Annotated in this window: 22 protein-coding genes and 2 tRNA genes; 12 read left to right on the top strand and 12 right to left on the bottom strand. The window is 60.3% G+C overall.

Annotation, left to right across the window (positions count from 1 at the left end; genetic code table 11):
• Positions 1-10: 10 nt before the first annotated feature.
• From B5M06_RS12295 to B5M06_RS12280, 4 genes are all read left to right on the top strand, one after another.
• The gene (locus B5M06_RS12295) at positions 11-838 is read left to right on the top strand and encodes an ABC transporter ATP-binding protein (RefSeq protein ID WP_054067684.1); all 828 of its coding nucleotides are present in this window, start codon (positions 11-13) and stop codon (positions 836-838) included.
• 18 nt (positions 839-856) lie between these two features.
• Positions 857-1,633 (top strand): ABC transporter permease, encoded by a 777-nt coding sequence (locus B5M06_RS12290; RefSeq protein WP_054067683.1) that lies wholly within the window; start codon positions 857-859, stop codon positions 1,631-1,633.
• Positions 1,634-1,780: 147 nt separating this feature from the next.
• Positions 1,781-2,617 carry an urease accessory protein UreD gene (locus B5M06_RS12285; protein ID WP_054067750.1) on the top strand — a complete coding sequence of 279 codons (837 nt, stop codon included), beginning with the start codon at positions 1,781-1,783 and terminating at the stop codon, positions 2,615-2,617.
• A gap of 127 nt (positions 2,618-2,744) precedes the next feature.
• The gene (locus tag B5M06_RS12280) at positions 2,745-3,056 is read left to right on the top strand and encodes a hypothetical protein (RefSeq protein WP_054067682.1); all 312 of its coding nucleotides are present in this window, start codon (positions 2,745-2,747) and stop codon (positions 3,054-3,056) included.
• A 78-nt stretch (positions 3,057-3,134) separates the two neighbouring features.
• On the opposite strand, the gene urtE is transcribed toward B5M06_RS12280, so the two are convergent.
• The 6 genes from urtE to B5M06_RS12250 all read right to left on the bottom strand — a co-directional run bounded on the left by urtE (position 3,135) and on the right by B5M06_RS12250 (position 9,570).
• Complete coding sequence (gene urtE / locus B5M06_RS12275; protein ID WP_054067681.1) at positions 3,135-3,827, bottom strand: urea ABC transporter ATP-binding subunit UrtE; 693 nt, start codon at positions 3,825-3,827, stop codon at positions 3,135-3,137.
• A 282-nt stretch (positions 3,828-4,109) separates the two neighbouring features.
• Positions 4,110-4,982 (bottom strand): urea ABC transporter ATP-binding protein UrtD, encoded by an 873-nt coding sequence (gene urtD / locus B5M06_RS12270; protein ID WP_054067680.1) that lies wholly within the window; start codon positions 4,980-4,982, stop codon positions 4,110-4,112.
• Positions 4,979-6,169: an urea ABC transporter permease subunit UrtC gene (gene urtC, locus B5M06_RS12265; protein WP_054067679.1), complete on the bottom strand. Its 1,191-nt coding sequence runs from the start codon at positions 6,167-6,169 to the stop codon at positions 4,979-4,981. The genes urtD and urtC overlap by 4 nt, the downstream gene beginning before the upstream one ends.
• Positions 6,170-6,383: 214 nt before the next feature.
• Positions 6,384-7,925 carry an urea ABC transporter permease subunit UrtB gene (urtB, locus tag B5M06_RS12260; RefSeq protein ID WP_240183918.1) on the bottom strand — a complete coding sequence of 514 codons (1,542 nt, stop codon included), beginning with the start codon at positions 7,923-7,925 and terminating at the stop codon, positions 6,384-6,386.
• Positions 7,926-8,098: 173 nt separating this feature from the next.
• Positions 8,099-9,370, bottom strand: coding sequence for an urea ABC transporter substrate-binding protein (urtA, locus tag B5M06_RS12255; RefSeq protein WP_054067677.1), 1,272 nt, complete (start codon positions 9,368-9,370; stop codon positions 8,099-8,101).
• Positions 9,367-9,570 (bottom strand): hypothetical protein, encoded by a 204-nt coding sequence (locus tag B5M06_RS12250; RefSeq protein WP_130932688.1) that lies wholly within the window; start codon positions 9,568-9,570, stop codon positions 9,367-9,369. The genes urtA and B5M06_RS12250 overlap by 4 nt, the downstream gene beginning before the upstream one ends.
• A gap of 183 nt (positions 9,571-9,753) precedes the next feature.
• Here B5M06_RS12250 and B5M06_RS12245 point away from each other — a divergent pair, with 183 nt between their 5' ends.
• Genes B5M06_RS12245 through ureC form a run of 4 tightly spaced genes read left to right on the top strand, consistent with a single transcriptional unit; the run spans position 9,754 to position 12,761 of the window.
• Positions 9,754-10,056: an urease subunit gamma gene (locus B5M06_RS12245; RefSeq protein ID WP_054067675.1), complete on the top strand. Its 303-nt coding sequence runs from the start codon at positions 9,754-9,756 to the stop codon at positions 10,054-10,056.
• 49 nt (positions 10,057-10,105) lie between these two features.
• Entirely contained in the window at positions 10,106-10,723 is a 618-nt protein-coding gene (locus tag B5M06_RS12240) for a HupE/UreJ family protein (protein ID WP_054067674.1), read from the top strand.
• A 14-nt stretch (positions 10,724-10,737) separates the two neighbouring features.
• The gene (locus tag B5M06_RS12235) at positions 10,738-11,043 is read left to right on the top strand and encodes an urease subunit beta (protein ID WP_054067673.1); all 306 of its coding nucleotides are present in this window, start codon (positions 10,738-10,740) and stop codon (positions 11,041-11,043) included.
• Positions 11,043-12,761 (top strand): urease subunit alpha, encoded by a 1,719-nt coding sequence (gene ureC, locus B5M06_RS12230; protein ID WP_054067672.1) that lies wholly within the window; start codon positions 11,043-11,045, stop codon positions 12,759-12,761. Before B5M06_RS12235 ends, ureC begins: the two co-directional genes overlap by 1 nt.
• Here ureC and B5M06_RS12225 read toward each other — a convergent pair.
• On the bottom strand, positions 12,746-13,255 hold the full coding sequence (locus tag B5M06_RS12225; RefSeq protein ID WP_054067749.1) for a gamma-glutamylcyclotransferase family protein: 510 nt from the start codon (positions 13,253-13,255) through the stop codon (positions 12,746-12,748). The genes ureC and B5M06_RS12225 overlap by 16 nt on opposite strands.
• A gap of 86 nt (positions 13,256-13,341) precedes the next feature.
• On the opposite strand from B5M06_RS12225, the gene ureE reads away from it, so the two are divergent.
• The 4 genes from ureE to ureG are packed head-to-tail and all read left to right on the top strand — an operon-like array spanning position 13,342 to position 15,691.
• The gene (gene ureE, locus B5M06_RS12220) at positions 13,342-13,995 is read left to right on the top strand and encodes an urease accessory protein UreE (protein WP_054067671.1); all 654 of its coding nucleotides are present in this window, start codon (positions 13,342-13,344) and stop codon (positions 13,993-13,995) included.
• A complete protein-coding gene (locus tag B5M06_RS12215; RefSeq protein WP_054067670.1) occupies positions 13,992-14,318 on the top strand; it encodes a DMT family transporter in 327 nt (108 codons plus the stop codon). The genes ureE and B5M06_RS12215 overlap by 4 nt, the downstream gene beginning before the upstream one ends.
• A 3-nt stretch (positions 14,319-14,321) precedes the next feature.
• Positions 14,322-15,029: an urease accessory protein UreF gene (locus B5M06_RS12210; protein WP_054067669.1), complete on the top strand. Its 708-nt coding sequence runs from the start codon at positions 14,322-14,324 to the stop codon at positions 15,027-15,029.
• Positions 15,026-15,691: an urease accessory protein UreG gene (ureG, locus tag B5M06_RS12205; RefSeq protein ID WP_054067668.1), complete on the top strand. Its 666-nt coding sequence runs from the start codon at positions 15,026-15,028 to the stop codon at positions 15,689-15,691. Before B5M06_RS12210 ends, ureG begins: the two co-directional genes overlap by 4 nt.
• 113 nt (positions 15,692-15,804) lie before the next feature.
• Here the strand turns inward: ureG and B5M06_RS12200 are convergent.
• The 5 genes from B5M06_RS12200 to pal form a co-directional block, all read right to left on the bottom strand.
• A tRNA-Lys gene (locus tag B5M06_RS12200) sits at positions 15,805-15,880 on the bottom strand.
• Positions 15,881-15,945: 65 nt separating this feature from the next.
• Positions 15,946-16,021: transfer RNA gene (locus B5M06_RS12195), tRNA-Lys, on the bottom strand.
• Between the two features lie 86 nt (positions 16,022-16,107).
• On the bottom strand, positions 16,108-16,932 hold the full coding sequence (locus B5M06_RS12190; protein WP_054067667.1) for a tRNA threonylcarbamoyladenosine dehydratase: 825 nt from the start codon (positions 16,930-16,932) through the stop codon (positions 16,108-16,110).
• Positions 16,932-17,684 carry a tol-pal system protein YbgF gene (gene ybgF / locus B5M06_RS12185; protein ID WP_054067666.1) on the bottom strand — a complete coding sequence of 251 codons (753 nt, stop codon included), beginning with the start codon at positions 17,682-17,684 and terminating at the stop codon, positions 16,932-16,934. The genes B5M06_RS12190 and ybgF overlap by 1 nt, the downstream gene beginning before the upstream one ends.
• A 3-nt stretch (positions 17,685-17,687) precedes the next feature.
• A complete protein-coding gene (gene pal, locus B5M06_RS12180; protein WP_054067748.1) occupies positions 17,688-18,206 on the bottom strand; it encodes a peptidoglycan-associated lipoprotein Pal in 519 nt (172 codons plus the stop codon).
• Between the last annotated feature and the right edge of the window lie 50 nt (positions 18,207-18,256).

Raw genomic sequence — 18,256 nt, 5'->3', positions numbered from 1 at the left:
AAGAACACGCATGCAAAGCGCTGCCGAACCCTATTTCGTCGATTTCCGTGATGTCTGGCTGGCTTACAACGATGAGCTGCTGGCCCAGAATCACTTTGCCGTCGAAGCCATTGACCTGCAGGTCAGGCAAGGCGAGTTCATCGCCATCGTCGGCCCCTCGGGCTGCGGCAAGTCTACGTTCATGAAGCTGGCCACCGGCCTGCGCATGCCTTCCATGGGCAAGATTGTGATTGACGGCCAGCCCGTCACCGGCCCGCTGAAGATTTCAGGCATGGCGTTTCAGTCGCCCTCGCTGCTGCCCTGGCGCACCACGGTGGACAACGTGCTGCTGCCGCTGGAGATCGTGGAGCCCCACCGCTCCCAGTTCAAGGCCAAGCGCAAGGAATACGAAGCCCGTGCACGCGCCCTGCTGCAAAAAGTGGGACTAGGCGGCTATGAAGACAAATTCCCCTGGCAGCTCTCCGGCGGCATGCAGCAGCGCGCCAGCATCTGCCGGGCGCTGATTCACGAGCCCAAGATGCTGCTGCTCGACGAGCCTTTCGGCGCACTGGATGCTTTCACGCGCGAAGAGCTGTGGTGCATCCTCCGTGACCTGCAGGCCGAGCAGCAATTCAACGTCATTCTGGTCACGCACGATCTGCGCGAATCCGTGTTTCTGGCAGACACCATCTATGTGATGAGCAAAAGCCCAGGCCGCTTTGTGGTGCGCCGTGACATTGATCTGCCCCGCCCCCGTGAGCTGGAGCTGACTTACACCAAGGAATTCACCGACATCGTGCACGAGCTGCGCGGCCACATCGGTGCCATGCGCAAGGCAGGCGCTGTCATCAACCAATAAGCAGCCGGAATTCGCGATATGTACAAGTTCGACAACAAACAAATTGAGCGCTGGTCGCCCTGGATTCTGCTGCTGGCCGTGGTGCTGCTGTGGCAGGTGCTGTGCGCGGCGCTGGATGTCTCACCCTTTATCTTCCCCAGCCCTGCGCTGATTCTCAAAGACTTCATCGAGTACCACAGCGTCATTGCCACCCACGCCTGGCGCACCTTCTGGGTGACCATGGCTGGCTTTGGTCTGGCGATTGTGGTGGGTGTGCTGCTGGGATTTCTGATTGGCAGCTCCCGCCTGGCCTATGCCGCCGTCTACCCACTGATGACGGCCTTTAACGCCCTGCCCAAGGCCGCCTTTGTGCCGGTGCTGGTCGTGTGGTTTGGCATTGGTATTGGCCCGGCCATTCTGACGGCCTTTCTGATCAGCTTCTTTCCCATCACCGTCAATATCGCCACGGGCCTGGCCACGCTGGAGCCCGAGCTGGAAGACGTGCTGCGCGTGCTGGGCGCCAAGCGCTGGGACGTGCTGATCAAAGTCGGCCTGCCCCGCTCCATGCCCTACTTCTACGCCTCACTCAAAGTGGCGATTACGCTGGCCTTTGTGGGCACCACGGTGTCTGAGATGACGGCCTCCAATGAAGGCATTGGCTACCTGCTGATCTCAGCGGGCTCGTCCATGCAGATGGGCCTGGCATTTGCGGGGCTGCTGGTGGTGGGCGCCATGGCCATGGCCATGTATGAACTGTTCAGCTGGGTGGAAAAACGCACCACAGCTTGGGCCCACCGTGGTTCGCAAAATCACTGATGCACGGCCCCACGATGCACAGACACCTGTTTTCGGCGACGTGAACTCCTCGCACCTCGACTTGGGCCAGCCATGCGCTGGCCTTTTTTTGTGTCCAGCATTGCCCAATATTGGTGCATCAGGCGCAGTTTTTGCTTGTATGCAGCCATGCCCTGGCTTGCTCAACTTGAACTGGATTACACCCTCGCCGCAGCGCGCACCCGCCTGCACTTTCGCCATGACGGCCCATTGCGCGTGCTGCGCAGCCTCTACCCCGAAGGCGATGGCATCTGCCACAACGTACTCATCCACCCGCCCGGAGGGCTGGTCAGCGGTGACACGCTGGACATTCGCTGCCGCGTAGGCACTGGGGCCCATGCCCTGGTCACTACGCCGGGCGCCACACGCTTTTACAAAACCGATGCCCAGGGCGCTGTGGCCCAGCAGATCACCCACTTGCAGCTGGAGTCCGGTGCGCGGCTGGAATGGCTGCCCCTGGAAGCACTGGCCTATAACCAGTGTCAGGCCCAGAACCTGCTGCATCTGGACATCGCCCCTGGCGCAGAACTCATGGCCTGGGACATCACCGCCTTTGGCCTGCCCCACGCCCATGAGCCCTTTGTACAGGGCAGCTTTACCCAGCACATGGAGTGGCCAGGCCTCTGGCTGGAGCATGGCACGCTACGCGCCGAAGATGCACGCCTGATGGATGGGCCCCTCGGCCTCGCAGGGCAGCGTTGCATGGCCAGCATGGTGCTGGCCTGCGGCACGCCTTTGACCCGCACCCAGCGCGAACACCTGCTGGACGCCACGCGAGCAGTGCTCGACGCTCATCCGCAGGGCAGCTGGTGCGGAATTACCGCCCCCAACGACCACATGCTGGTACTGCGCGGCCTGGCGCCTGTCGTGGAGCCACTGATGCAGCTGTGGCAACAGGTGCGTGTGTGCTGGCGCAAGGAGCACTGGGGGCTGGAAGGCAGCATGCCGCGCATCTGGAACATGTAGCCGCAGCGCATCCCCGCTGCCCGCTCTGGCAGGCATGGGCATACCTGTGGGTGATTGACTGACAGTGCTGGCACAGCCCTGCTTTTAGACTGGGTGCTCAAGTGTTTCACCACAACCAGGAGACCGCATGCCCGCACCCCGTATTGCAGAAAAAGAATTACTCACCGCTGATGAAATGGCCCTGTTTACGCTGAGCCAGGACAGCGCCAGACTGGCCCAGCACAGCCATGCCCAGCTGCGCGACCATATTGCCCGCGCCCGCAATCTGCGTGACCGGGCACGCGACATGTACCGCCGCCAGGTGGGCCGCACACGCTCAGCCACCGGCAACAAGCGCGGCTTCAGCGGCATGGCCAATGAGCGAACCCGCCAGAAAGGACAAGTGCTGCACGGCGTGGTGGAGCGCTTGGTCGAGGCGCGGGACAAACTCGCGGCTTGAAAGCGCTGCCCTCTCAACAAAAAACCGCGCCTCGAAAGCGCGGTTTTTTTGTGGTTCATCCTGAAGTGAAGGACGTGCTCAAATCGCCACCAGCTTCTGAATCTGCTTTGCCTGCATCTCCGAGCCCGGCCCACGTGCAATCACCTCACCACGCTCCATGACCAGGTATTCGTCGGCCAGCTCTTCGGCAAAGTCGTAGTACTGCTCGCACAGCAGCACGGCCATGCCGCGTTCCTTGGCCAACATGCGGATCACACGGCCAATGTCCTTGATGATGCTGGGCTGAATACCTTCAGTGGGTTCATCCAGAATCAGCAAACCCGGCGCAGGCGCCAAGGCGCGGGCAATGGCGAGCTGCTGTTGCTGACCACCAGACAGGTCACCGCCGCGGCGGTGCAGCATCTGCTTGAGCACGGGGAACAGCTCGTACAAGTCGGCAGGAATGGGCGTGCTGCCGCTTTTGTAGGCCAGGCCCATGCGCAGGTTTTCTTCCACCGTCAGACGCCCAAAAATCTCGCGCCCCTGGGGCACAAAGCCGATGCCCGCGCGGGCACGGTCGTAGGGCGAGAGCTTTTCGATGGGTTTGCCGTTCCATTCGATGCTGCCGCTTTTGATGGGCACCAGTCCCATCAGACTCTTGAGCAGCGTGGTCTTGCCCACGCCATTGCGCCCCAGCAGCACGGTCACTTTGCCTGCTTCGGCTTGCAGGCTGACATCGCGCAGGATATGAGAGCCACCGTAGTACTGGTGCAGGTTTTGAACTTTGAGCATTTTTCGCCTCCAGCGCAGATCCTGTCTGCGCAAGCAGCTCTCATTTTTCAGAGAACTGCTTTTCTATCTTGATAGCTGCCAGCGCTTGTCAATGCTTGATTTCACAGAGAAAACTATCTGAAATCATTGATATTCAAGCGCTAACTGCTATAGCTTCTACACAGATATGCAGATCAGCCAGCACCTCGCAGAGGTGCGTTTGAGACGAGGCGCAAAGCCGCAGACAGTAGCAGCGCTACGGCAAGGCTTTGCAACGACGTATCAAGGCTGATATGCATATCACTACCGTCCTAAGTAGACTTCGATCACGCGCTCATCGGCTTGCACCTGGGCCAGCGTGCCTTCGGCCAGCACGCTGCCATCACACAGCACCGTCACCTTTTCGCTGATGGTGTTGATGAAGGACATGTCGTGCTCCACCACCATCAGGCTGTGCTTGCCCTTGAGCGTGAGGAACAGCTGGGCCGTGCGGGCGGTTTCGTCGTCCGTCATGCCGGCCACGGGTTCATCGAGCAGCAGCAGCTTGGGCTCCTGCATGAGCAGCATGCCAATCTCCAGCCACTGCTTCTGGCCGTGGCTGAGCACACCTGCCTCGCGGTTCACTTCTGCGGCCAGGTGGATGGTGTGCAAGATGTCGGCCAGCCGGTCTTTTTGCGCGCTGTCGAGCTTGAAGAACATGCTGTGCTTGACGCCCTTGTGCGTCTTGAGCGCCAGCTCCAGGTTCTCGAACACCGTCAGCTGCTCGAACACCGTGGGTTTCTGGAACTTGCGGCCAATGCCCAGCTGGGCAATTTCGGGTTCGTTATGGCGCAGCAGGTCGATGGTCGAGCCAAAGAACACCGTGCCTTTGTCCGGCCGCGTCTTGCCGGTGATGATGTCCATCATCGTGGTCTTGCCTGCACCATTGGGTCCGATGATGCAGCGCAGCTCGCCGGGCGCGATGTCCAGGTTCAGGCCGTTGATGGCCTTGAAGCCGTCAAAGCTCACATGCACATCTTCCAGGTACAGGATGCGGCCATGGGTCACATCCACCTCACCGGGCACGGCAATGCGTTTCATGCTGGCGCTGCGGCCGCCGGATTCGGTATTGAGGGCCGCTTTTTCCACGGCCGCACGCATGCGGGCAGCGCCCGCTTCCATCAGGTCCGGGGTCATGCCGCACCTCCTTCCTTGCGCACAGAGGTTTGATTGGCTTCGGTCGCGGTGACTGGCGCCGCTGGCGTCTTCTTGCGGCGCAGCTTGCGCACCAGACCGACGATGCCATCGGGCATCCACAGCGTCACGGCAATGAACAGCGCGCCGAGGAAGTACAGCCAGATCTCAGGCGCTGCCACCGTCAGCCAGCTCTTGGCTCCATTGACGGCAAAGGCACCGACGATGGGGCCAATCAGGCTGGCGCGGCCGCCCACGGCCGTCCACACCGCGATCTCGATGGAGTTGGCGGGTGACATTTCCACGGGGTTGATGATGCCCACCTGCGGCACATAGAGCGCACCTGCCACACCGCACATCATGGCGCTGATGACCCAAATGGTCAGCTTGTACGGCAGGGGCGAGTAGCCCGAGAACATCACGCGCGACTCGGCATCGCGGATGGCCTGCAGCACGCGGCCAAACTTGCTGCGCACCAGCCAGCGCGCCAGCAGGAAAAAGCCCAGCAGCGTGCAGCCGGTGATGACGAACAGCGCCATGCGCATTTCCTGCGTAGCCAGCGGCATGCCGAGGATGCTTTTGAAGTCGGTAAAGCCGTTGTTGCCGCCAAAGCCGGTCTCATTGCGAAAGAACAGCAGCATGGCCGCATAGGTCAGCGCCTGCGTGATGATGGAGAAATACACCCCCTTGATGCGCGAGCGGAAGGCAAACCAGCCGAACACAAAGGCCACGAGGCCGGGCACGGCAAAGATCAGGATGAAGGTGGCGATAAAGCTGTCGGACAGCGCCCAGAACCAGGGCAGCTCCTTCCATGCCAGAAACGTCATGAAGGCAGGCAGCGCATCCGGCCCGGCCGACTGGCGGCTCAGGTACATGCCCATCACATAGCCACCCAGCGCAAAGAACAGGCCGTGGCCCAGACTCAGAATGCCGGTGTAGCCCCAGATCAAGTCCATGGCCAGTGCGCAGATGGCAAAGCACATGATCTTGCCCAGCAGCCGCACGGCATAGTCAGACAGGTGGAGCGCACTGCCCTCTGGCACCCAGAGGTTGAGCACCGGCGCTACAGCGCAGACCACGATCAGCGCCACCATAAAGGCGGACCAGCCCGCCTTGCTCAGCAGCGGCTTGCGATCGGGCAATTCCACCGGCACAAATACGCTGCTCTTTAATGTTGTTGAAGCATTCATAACTTGGTTCCTTCAGCATGCGCATAACGCAACCCACATTCGCCAGAGACAGCGAGCAAGGGCCGCCCCGCAGCGAGGCTGTCGTTCCGCTTCTCGCACAGCGAGAAAGGGGGCTGAGTGCCGCGGCTCCAAGCCTGCCTGCGCAGGCTTGGACGGCAACGAAGAGCAGCCGCCTCTGGTGGCTGCACGTGGGCAAAGCGATTCAGGGGGTGTTTCATGTTTCCGCGCTGCGTCCCTTCATCGCGAAGATGCCTTGGGGCCGCTTCTGGATGAAAGCAATGATGAAAACCAGCACCGCGATCTTGGCCAGCACCGCACCGGTCCAGCCTTCGAGGAACTTGTTGAGAATGCCTAGCCCCAGCGCGGCATACACCGTGCCAGCCAGCTGGCCCACGCCGCCGAGCACCACCACCATGAACGAGTCCACGATGTAGCTCTGCCCCAGGTCCGGCCCCACATTGCCCACCTGGCTCAGCGCGCAGCCCGCCAGCCCGGCAATGCCGCTGCCCAGTGCGAAGGCCATGGTGTCCACGCGTGCGGTGTTCACGCCCATGCACGAGGCAATCGGGCGGTTTTGCGTCACACCGCGCACAAACAGACCCATGCGTGTTCTGGCGATGATGTAGGCCACCCCTGCCAGCACCGCAAAGGCAAAGGCAATGATGATCAGGCGGTTGAACGGCAGTGTCAGATTGGGCAGCACCTGCCAGCCGCCGCTCATCCACACGGGGTTTTCCACGGCCACGTTTTGGGCACCAAAGACGCTGCGCACCAGCTGCATCAGCACCAGCGAAATGCCCCAGGTGGCCAGCAGCGTCTCCAGCGGACGGCCGTAGAGGAAACGCAGCACGCCACGCTCCAGCACCGCGCCCACCAGGGCCGAAGCCATGAAGGCCACAGGCACGGCAGCCAGCAAATACCAGTCAAAAAAATCGGGCAGATAGCTGCGGAATACGCCCTGCACCACAAAGGTGGCATAGGCGCCAATCATCATCAGCTCGCCGTGGGCCATGTTGATCACACCCATCAGGCCGTAGGTGATGGCCAACCCCAGCGCCACCAGCAGCAAGATGGAGCCCAGACTCACGCCGGTGAAAGCAACCCCAAGGCGCTCGCCCCAGGCCAGCTTGTCTTCTACTTCAGCCAGCGCACGCTTGAGGGCTGCCTTGACCTTGTCATCCTGCTCGCTGGATAACTGTTCGTTGAGCAGCAGGCGTGTCTGCGGTGAGGCTTTTTGCGCCAGCTGCACGGCTGCTGCCATGCGCTGCGCTGCGTCGGCACTGCCCAGCAAGGCGGCAGAGCGTGCCAGTTCCAGCTCTGCACGCACCGCTTCATGTTTTTCCTGTGCCAGCGCCTTTTCCAGCGTGGCAAGGCGATCCGGGTTGGCGCCCTTGAGCATGGCGCGCGCAGCTTCCAGGCGCTCGCTGTCTGTGCCCACCCACAAATTCAGTTCTGCCAGCGCATTGGCAATTTCACGGCGCAGGCGGTTGTTGGTGCGTGCGTCTTCTGCCGCCGCAGGCAGACTGGTAGCAGTGCCGCTGACAGGGTCGATGGCCGCACCACCACGCACGATGAAAGCACGGCCTTCGCCATGCTGCACTTCGCCATCACGCAGGGCATTCAGAAACTGCGCCACGCGGGCAGCGTCACCATGGGCGACAGCGTCCTGCATGGCCGCAATACGGCTGTTGTTGTCGCCATCGGCCATGGCCAGGGCTTGTTCCGCCGTGAGCGCATGGGCCGGCAGCTGGCTCATGGCGGCAGCCGCTATGGCAGCTCCCAGCCAGGGCCTGATAAGGCGCAAGAGAGGTAAAAACATAAGCAGTCCAATCAACAAAAAGCCCGTCACTCCGGACGGGCCCTTGCAACAGAGATTCCGGGTCTGACACAGCCTTGCAACAGCTGTGCCAGATTCGGTGTTTGCAGCGCTTACTTTTTCTCTGGCTCGTCCTTCTTCTTGTCGTTGCCTTCAATGAAAGGGCTCCAGGGCTGGGCCTTGATCGGGCCCTTGGTCTGCCACACCACGTCAAACTGGCCGTCAGCCTTGATCTCGCCAATCAGCACAGGCTTGTGCAGGTGGTGGTTCTTGGGGTCCATGGTCAGCACATAGCCGCTGGGTGCCTGGAAGGTCTGGCCCGCCATGGCGGCAATCACCTTGTCCGGATCGGTGCTCTTGGCCTTTTCCACGGCCTGCTTCCACATGTTGATGCCCACGTAGGTGGCTTCCATGGGGTCATTGGTCAGAGGCTTGGTGGACTGGCCAGGCAGGTTCTTGGCCTTGGCGTAGTCGCTCCACTGCTTGATCCAGGCTTCGTTGGTGGGGTTCTTCACGCTCATGAAGTAGTTCCACGAAGCCAGATGACCCACCAGCGGCTTGGGGTCCAGACCGCGCAGCTCTTCCTCACCCACGGAGAAAGCCACCACGGGTACATCGGTGGCCTTCAGGCCCGCATTGCCCAGTTCCTTGTAGAAAGGCACGTTGGAGTCGCCATTGATGGTGGAGATCACCGCTGTCTTGCCACCGGCAGAGAACTTCTTGATGTCCGCCACGATGGTCTGGTAGTCGCTGTGGCCGAAGGGGGTGTAGGCCTCCATGATGTCCTTGTCATCCACACCCTTGGACTTCAGGAAGGCACGCAGGATCTTGTTGGCTGTGCGGGGGTAGACATAGTCTGTGCCCAGCAGCACCCAGCGCTTGGCAGCACCACCGTCTTCGCTCATCAGGTATTCCACGGCGGGAATGGCCTGCTGGTTGGGCGCTGCGCCGGTGTAGAACACATTCTTGCTCAGCTCTTCGCCTTCGTACTGCACGGGGTAGAACAGCAGGGCGTTGTTTTCTTCATAGACGGGCAGCACGGACTTGCGGCACACCGAAGTCCAGCAGCCAAAGGTCACAGCCACCTTGTCCTGGCTGATCAGCTGCTTGGCCTTTTCTGCCGCCAGCGGCCAGTTGGAGGCGGTGTCAATCACCACAGGCTCCAGCTTCTTGCCCAGCACACCGCCCTTGGCGTTGATTTCCTCAATGGTCATCAGGGCCATGTCCTTGAGCGCAGTTTCCGAAATGGCCATGGTGCCCGACAGTGCATGCAGCACACCCACCTTGATGGTGTCTGCCGCCTGTGCAGCCAGACCAGTAAAACCCAAACCTGCAACAGCTGCAGCAGCAGCCAAAGACTTCAAAGTGAAACGACGCTGGGTCATGGAAAGTGCTCCTCAATGGGCTGTATGAAGTATTCGCTGGCCTCCCTGACCAGCTTGCTGCACTTCAAAGCAAGCGGTGTGCCACTTTCAGTCCAATCCATGCAATTCACGCTATTGGTGCGCCCCATCCAGCGATGCACCACAACAGAACGCAGACGCACCAACTGCGCCACGGGCACATCCAGAGCGCGTCCAGTCATGGCACCAAAAAAGACAACGCCACGCACCACAACAGCGCTTGGCACGCCTCTTGCAGATTGCATAGCAAGGGGCACAGATGCCCCACACCAATACGTCTACCGACGAGGGAATCGAAACGATGGAATTAACTCCCCGCGGTCAGTCGGCGCAGCCGACTGCTCGGACCCATTAAGGAAGCTGTAATGGAATTGACGCCAAGAGAAAAAGACAAGCTGCTGATCTTTACCGCAGCCCTGCTGGCCGAACGCCGCAAGGCCCGAGGCCTGAAGCTGAACTACCCCGAAGCCGTGGCCCTGATCAGCGCCTTTGTGATGGAAGGCGCACGCGATGGCAAGACCGTAGCCCAACTCATGAGTGAAGGCCGCACCGTGCTGACGCGTGAGGACGTCATGGACGGTGTGCCTGAAATGATTCCCGACATCCAGATCGAAGCCACCTTCCCAGACGGCACCAAGCTGGTCACGGTGCACGAACCCATTGTTTGATTACAAGCCTTTTTGGCCTCCAGCCCTTATCCCATCTGCGCTAACAGCTATGAAAACTAAACACCTGATTGCCGCTTCCGTTGCCACAGCTGCAGCCCTGCCTCTGACCGCCCTCGCCCATGTGGGCAGTGATGGCGGCGGCCACCATACTTTTCTGGACAGCTTCACCCACGCCATTGCCCACCCCTTTGGCGGTGCCGACCACCTGGCCGCCATGCTGGCAGTCGGTGCCTGGAGTGCACTGGCCTTTGGCAAGTCAGGCAAGGCCTGGGCCGCGCCTGCAGGCTTTGTGGCACTCTTGGTTGCAGGCTGCCTGGCAGGTTTTGCTGGTCTGCAAATCCCTGCGATCGAGCCCATGATTGCTGCCTCCGTGCTGGTGCTGGGGCTGCTCGTGATGGTGCAGCAGAAGATGGCCGCAGGTGCGGCAGCTGGCCTGGTGGGCGTGTTTGCCTTCTTCCACGGCGCAGCCCACGGCTATGAGCTATTTGAAGAGTCCTTGGCCCCTGCAGCGGGCGTCATCGTGGGCATGGCCGCAGGCTCTGCCATCTTGCACCTGGCTGGCATGGCAGTGGGCCACCAAGTCATGCGGCGCTTTCAGACTTTGGCCAAAGTGGCTGGCGGCCTGACCGCTGCGCTGGGCGCCTTCATGCTGACCCGTCTGGCTTGAAGAAAGGGCTTGCCATGATTCCCGGAGAAATCTTGGTCGATGAGGGCGTACACGTCCTCAACCCCGGTCGCCCAACTCTGACGCTGGTGGTCAAGAACGCCAGCGACCGCCCGATTCAGGTTGGCTCGCACTATCACTTTGCCGAGACCAATGCAGGCCTGGAATTTGACCGCCAGGCAGCCCACGGCAAGCGCCTGAACATTGCCAGCGGCATGGCCGTGCGCTTTGAGCCGGGCCAGCAGCGCACGGTGGAACTGATTGATCTGGCAGGCAACCGCAAGGCCTATGGCTTTCGCGGCCTGGTGCAAGGAGATTTGTGATGGCTAGCATGGACCGACGCGCCTACGCCGAAACCTTTGGCCCCACCGTGGGCGACCGCGTGCGGCTGGCAGATACCGACTTGCTGATCGAAGTGGAGAAAGACTTCACCCTGAACGCGGGCGGCTATGGCGAGGAAGTGAAGTTTGGCGGCGGCAAGACCATTCGCGATGGCATGGCACAAAGCCAGCGCTCACGGGAACAAGGCGCCATGGACACGGTACTGACCAATGCGCTGATCGTGGACCACTGGGGCATTGTCAAAGCCGACATCGGCTTGAAGGACGGGCGCATTGCAGCCATTGGCAAGGCCGGCAATCCTGACACGCAGCCGGGCGTGGACATCATCATTGGCCCGGGTACGGAAATCATCTCCTGCGAGGGCAACATCGTCACCGCCGGCGGCATCGACACCCACATCCACTTCATCGCACCCCAGCAGATTGAAGAAGCGCTCACCAGTGGTGTGACCACCATGATCGGCGGCGGCACGGGCCCGGCCACAGGTACTTTTGCCACCACCTGCACGCCTGGCCCCTGGAATATGGAGCGCATGCTGCAGGCCGCGGACGCCTTCCCCATGAACCTGGGTTTTCTGGGCAAGGGCAATGCGGCGCTGCCAGCAGGGCTGCATGAGCAGATTGCCGCCGGTGCCATTGGCCTCAAACTCCACGAAGACTGGGGCAGCACGCCTGCGGCCATCAGCAACTGTCTGGATGTGGCTGAGGAAACCGACACCCAGGTGGCCATCCACACCGACACGCTCAATGAGTCTGGCTTTGTGGAAGACACGGTGGCAGCGTTCAAGGGCCGCACCATCCACACCTTCCACACCGAAGGCGCGGGCGGCGGCCATGCACCGGACATTCTGAAAGTGGTGGGTGAAGCCAATGTGCTACCGTCTTCAACCAACCCCACGCGCCCCTACACCATCAACACGCTGGACGAGCACGTGGACATGCTGATGGTCTGCCACCACCTGGACGCCAGCATTGCCGAAGACCTGGCCTTTGCCGAAAGCCGTATCCGCAAGGAAACGATTGCGGCCGAAGACATCCTGCACGACATTGGTGCCATCAGCATGTTCAGCTCCGACAGCCAGGCCATGGGCCGTGTGGGGGAAGTGATTCTGCGCACCTGGCAAACCGCCCACAAGATGAAGCAGCAGCGCGGCCAACTACAAGGCGACAGCGCGCGGCACGACAACTTCCGCGTCAAGCGCTACATCGCCAAGTACACCATCAACCCCGCAATCGCCCACGGCATCAGCCACGAAGTAGGCAGCATTGAAGTGGGCAAGTGGGCCGATCTCGTGATCTGGAAGCCTGCATTTTTTGGCGTCAAGCCCTTTTGCATTCTCAAGGGTGGCTTCATCGCCATGGCCGCCATGGGTGATCCGAATGCCTCCATTCCCACGCCCCAGCCTGTGCACTACCGTCCCATGTTTGGTGCATTCGGTGGCGCCATTGCCAAGACCTCGCTGACGTTTGTTTCGCAAGCTGGTTTGGCCGCAGGCATTAGGGAACGCTTTGGGCTGCACAAAACGCTGTCCGCCGTCAAAGGCATTCGCGGCGTGCAAAAGCAGCACATGATCCACAACGATCTGGCGCCACGCATGGAAGTGGATGCACAGACTTATGCCGTGCGTGCGGACGGGCAGCTCCTGACCTGTGAACCAGCAAGGAGCCTGCCCATGGCCCAGCGCTACTTCCTGTTCTGAAGTGTGTTGAGCGTAAAGGCCGTACCAGGATGCTGAACACCCTTGCCCGCATACCAGGCCAGCCAGTCGCTGGCAGGCACCACAGGCGCATGCTGCACCGTGGTGGGCAAGGCTTCATAGACCAGCACGGCCATCATCTGTGTGCCGCCACCGGTCAGCGCCACAGGCACGGTCAGAATGCGTTTGGTGTATTCGCCCACATCGGTGGGCCACAGGCCTTCGATGCCATCGAGGGCCTGTTCCAGCGCCGCATCAAGCGGATACACCTCTGCCAGCACCTGCTGCGTGCCTACCAGCTGCAGGCCCGGGTAGTAGCCCAGATCATGCAAAGTGCCTGTGAGCGTGGTGCGCCCTATGCAGGCAATGCCCGGACGCAACCGTGCAATGTCGTTGATGCCACCGGCACGCAAGGTCCCGTACACCGCCACATGGCCCACACCACAAGGCTGCCAGTCCGTTGCAGCCACCGAAGAAAGTGCAAAAGGGGTTGACATGTCTGTCATGCTATCAAGTGATGAAAACCGTGCGAGATGCACGATTCGCGCCAGTTTGTAGCTCCCCTTTTGAAAGTAAGCAACCTATGTTGACCATCAACAAACTCCTTCCCCAGGGCCAGGGCCTGGCCCGCGTGCTGCTCCAGCGTGCTGCCACCGTGGAGCTGGACTGGGATGTGCGCCAGAAATCGCGCTTTGCCGCCACCGACAGCCAGGGCCGTGAACTGGCCATCTTTCTGCCACGCGGCCAGGCCGTGCGCGGCGGCGATGTGCTGGTCGCCGAAGATGGCTCCATGGTGCGCGTGATTGCCGCACCGCAAAAGGTGCTCAAGATCACGGCCTGCGCCGAACACGGCACAGCCTTTGACCTGATGCGCGCTGCCTACCACCTGGGCAACCGCCATGTACCCATTGAGCTGCAGCCCGACCACCTCAAGATTGAACCCGACCACGTGCTGGCCGACATGCTGCGCAGCATGCACATGACGGTGGTTGAGGCTGATCTGCCGTTTGAGCCCGAAGGCGGCGCCTATGGCGGCCATGTGACCAATGATGGTCACAGCCACCACCATCACAGCCACACACACGATCACGGCCATGGGCATGACCACGGACATGCACAACACCAACACGCCCATGACGAAGGCTGCTGCGGCCATGGCCATCACCATGCGCATCTGCATGAGCATGAACACGGTCACTGCTGCGACCACTCCCACGGCAAAGGTTGTGGTGGATGAGCTGGGTCTTTCTGATCGCTGCCGGTCTGTGTGAAATCTTCTATGCGGCTGCCATGCCACGCACGGAAGGTTTCACGCGTCTGTGGCCCAGCCTGTTCTGCTTTGCCTTTATTGCGGCCAGCATGTATTTGCTGTCGCTGGCCACACGCAGCATTCCGGTGGGCACGGCCTATGCGGTCTGGGTGGGCATTGGTGCCGTTGGCACTGCAGCCTACGGCATGCTGGTTCTGGACGAAGACCGCAGCGTGGCCCGCATGGCCTGCTTTGGTTTGATCATCATGGGCATTGTGGGACTGAAGTTCCTCAGCCTGCACGGAGACTGAGACATGCCACTGACCCCTTTGCACCTGACCTCAGGCAGCTTTCTGCAGCTGATGTGGCTGGCCTCTCCGGCGCTGCCCATTGGAGGATTCTCCTATTCAGAAGGCCTGGAAGCAGCGATCAATGCTGCCCTGGTCACTACAGAAGATGAAGCGGCGCGCTGGCTGGTCGATCAACTGCACCTCACCCAGTCACGTGGCGATATGGCAGCCATTGCCCAGGCCATGCCTGCCTGGGCCACGGATGACCACACACGCCTGCAAGCACTGAACACCTGGGTACGTACCACACGCGAGAGCAGTGAACTGCGCCTGCAGACCGAGCAAATGGGCCGCTCGCTCATCGAATGGCTCAAGACCCGCTACGCCGATACGCCTGAAACGCTGGAGCGCGTGCAATGGCTGGGCGCGCAGGACGCCAGCTACCCACTGGCCTTCTCACTGGCCGCCATGCTGGCCGGTGCCACGACACGCGATGCCCTGCTGGCCTATGCCTTTGGCTGGGCCGAGAACATGACGCAGGCGGCCATCAAGGCCGTGCCACTGGGCCAGAGCGCTGGCCAGCGCATCCTGGCACGGCTGACCCACGAAATTCCTGCCGCCGTTGAGCATGCCCTCACCCTGCCCGACGGAGCACGACAAGCTTTTTCGCCCATGCTGGCCATTCTTTCGGCACGGCATGAACACCAATACTCACGCCTCTTTCGTTCATGAGCACTGCACTGCATCACATTCCCAACCGTACCAAGAAACTGCCACCACTGCGTGTAGGCATTGGCGGCCCTGTCGGCTCCGGCAAAACCACCATCCTCGAAATGCTGTGCAAGGCCATGCGCGAGAAGTGGGACCTGATTGCCATCACCAATGACATCTACACCAAGGAAGACCAGCGCCTGCTGACCATCAGCGGTGCCCTTCCGCCCGAGCGCATCATGGGTGTGGAAACCGGTGGCTGCCCGCACACAGCCATCCGTGAAGACGCCTCCATCAATCTGGAAGCCATCAACCGCATGCTGGTGGATTTTCCGAATGCAGACATCATCTTTATCGAATCGGGCGGTGACAACCTGGCAGCGACCTTCAGCCCCGAGCTGTCCGATCTGACCATCTACGTGATCGACGTAGCCGCAGGCGAAAAAATTCCACGCAAAGGTGGCCCCGGCATTACCAAGAGCGACCTGTTCGTCATCAACAAGACCGATCTGGCGCCGCACGTGGGCGCCAATCTGGACATCATGCGCAGCGACACCATCAAGCAGCGCACCACACCCAAGGGGCTCAAGCCCTTTGTGATGACCAATCTGAAGACTTTGGATGGGTTAGAGGAAGTGATTGCGTTTATCGAAAAACAGGGCTTGCTGGTGAGCAACAGCTAATTGCTGCACGACTGCGTGGGGAGCTGCGGCTCCCACTGTACCCTCGTCCAGCGTGACAAAGCACAGAAAAAACAAAAAAGCGCCACAGCTCTTGGAGCTATGGCGCTTGATGGTGGTGGGTCCTGAGGGATTCGAACCCTCGACCAACGGATTAAAAGTCCGCTGCTCTACCGACTGAGCTAAAGACCCGCCCGAAACTTTCAAATGAATAACAAAGCCCTGCTATTTTTACAGTAGCAGGGCTACAAATCTTTTGGTGGGTCCTGAGGGATTCGAACCCTCGACCAACGGATTAAAAGTCCGCTGCTCTACCGACTGAGCTAAAGACCCGACCTACTAATCAGAAAAGCAAGCTGTGCTGATCAGCGAATAAATGAATTGTAGCAGCACTTTTTTGGTGTTTTTGAAAAAACGTGCTACTTTTTCGGGTTCTTCGCAATCTCATCCAGCACCCAGCCCACGGCGCACATGCCAAAGGCGGCGGTCACAGACACCACCGAGCCATAGCCGCTGCAGTTGAGTGTGCCGTCTGCCCCAGACATCTGGCACGATGCATCGGGCTGCATCACGGTCTCGCGGCTGAAGACGGTCACAACCCCCATCTTCTTGCCATCGCGGGGAGCGTTGAATTCCTTGCGCAGGCGATAGCGCAGCTGGGCCAGCAATGGGTCATGCGTGACCTGAGACAGATCATCGACCTCTACCTTATGGGCCAGACGCTTGCCGCCGGCTGCACCCACCGTAATCAACATGCGCTTGTTTCTGCGTGCCCACTGGGCCATGGCCAGCTTGGCCTTGACCTGGTCACAGGCATCAATCACCGCATCTACACCCGCGGGCAGGATCTGCGGCCAGTTCTCAGGCTCCACAAAATCTTCAATGCAATGCACGACACAGGCTGGGTTGATCTGTGCAATGCGCTCACGCATGGCCTCTACCTTGGCCTTGCCCAGTGTGTCAGTAAGCGCATGGATCTGGCGATTCACATTGGACTCGGCCACATTGTCCAGATCAATCAGCGTGAGACTGCCAACGCCACTGCGTGCCAGTGCTTCTGCCGCCCAGGAGCCCACGCCCCCTACCCCGATCACAGCGACATGCGCACCACGGATGCGTGCTGCACCATCTCTGCCGTACAGGCGCTCCAGCCCGCCGAAGCGGCGCTGCAAGTCTGCACCCTCTAAAAAACTGTCGCCAGCAGAACTGGCGACAGAAGCATTCGAATGTTCTGTGGAACTCATTACTTCAAACGTTGCAGACGCTCTTTGGCCACGGTTGCGGCCTCGGTGCCGGGGTAGTTCTTGACCACTTCCCCTAGCGTCTGGATAGCACCCTTGGTGTCTTTCAGCTCCAGCTGGCAGTTCGCAATCGACAGCGTTGCGTCTGCGGCGCGCTCATGCTGAGGGGCAGCTCTGAGCATGGACCTGAAGTTGGCAATGGCTTCCTTATAGTCACGTCCTGCATACTGGGTATTGCCCAGCCAGAAGCGCGCCGAAGGCATGTAGCCACTACCTGGATAGGTATTGACAAAATTCGCAAAAGCCTTGCGCGCGTCTGCAAAGTCACCGGCGCGGAACTTTTCCAGCGCAGCATCAAAATCGCGCTTTTCTGCAGGGTCTGCCGAGAATTCCAGGCCGTCCATCTGCACCTGTACAGGCTCAAACTTGCTCAGACGCTCATCCAGCCCTGTGGCCAGATCTTTCTGACGGCGCTGCAGCTCGGAGATTTCACGTTCCAGCTGTTCCTTGGTGCCTGTGAGCTGCGCAATATCGCGTCGCATGGACTCGATCTGCGCCTGCAGATCCAGCATGCCTCGGCGCATGGCTGCCGTTTCTTCGGCATTGGCATCGAAACGCTGACGCAGCTCCAGAATCGCACGACGAGCTTCTGCATCTTCCAGAAATGCATGTGCAGGCGTCATGAATGCCGTGCACAGGCTGGCGGCAGCCAGTGCACGGACACCCATTCGCAAAGTGAGATTGCGAATGTTCATGCTTTAACGGTAGGAGATTTCAGCACGACGGTTCTGCGAGTAAGCAGATTCGTCATGGCCCACGGAAGCAGGCTTTTCTTCACCATAGCTGACGGCTTCCACCTGGCTGTCGCTCACGCCCAGCAGGTTCAGCGAACGACGCACAGCTTCGGCACGCTTTTGGCCCAGCGCCAGGTTGTATTCACGACCACCGCGTTCGTCGGTGTGACCTTCAACGGTCACCTTGCGCGCAGGATCAGCCTTGATGAAGCGGGCATTGCCTTCCACCAGTGCCTGGTCTTCGGGCTTGACGACAAAGCTGTCAAAGTCGAAGTACACCACACGGCCTACGCCCTTAGGGCCACCGTCTGCGTCGATTTGCATACCGGTCAGATCCACACCGGTCACGCCGCTGGCTGCGCCGGAAGTGGTGTCGCTGCCGTTGGCACCGTTCGCGTTTTCATCCAGCTTCACGCCGGACGAGCAACCGGCCAGCAAAGCCGCAACAGACAGTGCAATAGAAACACGTTTAAAAGTAAACATCATTTTTTCCTCTCCTAGGAATGCTAGGTAAGTCTTGTAACGCGGCGCGA

Source organism: Comamonas kerstersii, from assembly GCF_002056725.1.
Classification (GTDB): Bacteria; Pseudomonadota; Gammaproteobacteria; order Burkholderiales; family Burkholderiaceae_C; genus Comamonas; species Comamonas kerstersii.
Note: the sequence above shows the minus strand (reverse complement) of the source record. Positions and strands in the feature narration are given on the sequence as shown.

What these genes read in the sequence shown, in the direction of transcription:
- B5M06_RS12295 (WP_054067684.1), top strand. Translation starts at nt 11, where the DNA reads ATGCAAAGCGCTGCCGAACCCTATTTCGTCGATTTCCGTGATGTCTGG.
- B5M06_RS12290 (WP_054067683.1), top strand. Translation starts at nt 857, where the DNA reads ATGTACAAGTTCGACAACAAACAAATTGAGCGCTGGTCGCCCTGGATT.
- B5M06_RS12285 (WP_054067750.1), top strand. Translation starts at nt 1,781, where the DNA reads ATGCCCTGGCTTGCTCAACTTGAACTGGATTACACCCTCGCCGCAGCG.
- B5M06_RS12280 (WP_054067682.1), top strand. Translation starts at nt 2,745, where the DNA reads ATGCCCGCACCCCGTATTGCAGAAAAAGAATTACTCACCGCTGATGAA.
- urtE (WP_054067681.1), bottom strand. Translation starts at nt 3,827, where the DNA reads ATGCTCAAAGTTCAAAACCTGCACCAGTACTACGGTGGCTCTCATATC.
- urtD (WP_054067680.1), bottom strand. Translation starts at nt 4,982, where the DNA reads ATGACCCCGGACCTGATGGAAGCGGGCGCTGCCCGCATGCGTGCGGCC.
- urtC (WP_054067679.1), bottom strand. Translation starts at nt 6,169, where the DNA reads ATGAATGCTTCAACAACATTAAAGAGCAGCGTATTTGTGCCGGTGGAA.
- urtB (WP_240183918.1), bottom strand. Translation starts at nt 7,925, where the DNA reads ATGAGCCAGCTGCCGGCCCATGCGCTCACGGCGGAACAAGCCCTGGCC.
- urtA (WP_054067677.1), bottom strand. Translation starts at nt 9,370, where the DNA reads ATGACCCAGCGTCGTTTCACTTTGAAGTCTTTGGCTGCTGCTGCAGCT.
- B5M06_RS12250 (WP_130932688.1), bottom strand. Translation starts at nt 9,570, where the DNA reads ATGACTGGACGCGCTCTGGATGTGCCCGTGGCGCAGTTGGTGCGTCTG.
- B5M06_RS12245 (WP_054067675.1), top strand. Translation starts at nt 9,754, where the DNA reads ATGGAATTGACGCCAAGAGAAAAAGACAAGCTGCTGATCTTTACCGCA.
- B5M06_RS12240 (WP_054067674.1), top strand. Translation starts at nt 10,106, where the DNA reads ATGAAAACTAAACACCTGATTGCCGCTTCCGTTGCCACAGCTGCAGCC.
- B5M06_RS12235 (WP_054067673.1), top strand. Translation starts at nt 10,738, where the DNA reads ATGATTCCCGGAGAAATCTTGGTCGATGAGGGCGTACACGTCCTCAAC.
- ureC (WP_054067672.1), top strand. Translation starts at nt 11,043, where the DNA reads ATGGCTAGCATGGACCGACGCGCCTACGCCGAAACCTTTGGCCCCACC.
- B5M06_RS12225 (WP_054067749.1), bottom strand. Translation starts at nt 13,255, where the DNA reads ATGTCAACCCCTTTTGCACTTTCTTCGGTGGCTGCAACGGACTGGCAG.
- ureE (WP_054067671.1), top strand. Translation starts at nt 13,342, where the DNA reads ATGTTGACCATCAACAAACTCCTTCCCCAGGGCCAGGGCCTGGCCCGC.
- B5M06_RS12215 (WP_054067670.1), top strand. Translation starts at nt 13,992, where the DNA reads ATGAGCTGGGTCTTTCTGATCGCTGCCGGTCTGTGTGAAATCTTCTAT.
- B5M06_RS12210 (WP_054067669.1), top strand. Translation starts at nt 14,322, where the DNA reads ATGCCACTGACCCCTTTGCACCTGACCTCAGGCAGCTTTCTGCAGCTG.
- ureG (WP_054067668.1), top strand. Translation starts at nt 15,026, where the DNA reads ATGAGCACTGCACTGCATCACATTCCCAACCGTACCAAGAAACTGCCA.
- B5M06_RS12190 (WP_054067667.1), bottom strand. Translation starts at nt 16,932, where the DNA reads ATGAGTTCCACAGAACATTCGAATGCTTCTGTCGCCAGTTCTGCTGGC.
- ybgF (WP_054067666.1), bottom strand. Translation starts at nt 17,684, where the DNA reads ATGAACATTCGCAATCTCACTTTGCGAATGGGTGTCCGTGCACTGGCT.
- pal (WP_054067748.1), bottom strand. Translation starts at nt 18,206, where the DNA reads ATGTTTACTTTTAAACGTGTTTCTATTGCACTGTCTGTTGCGGCTTTG.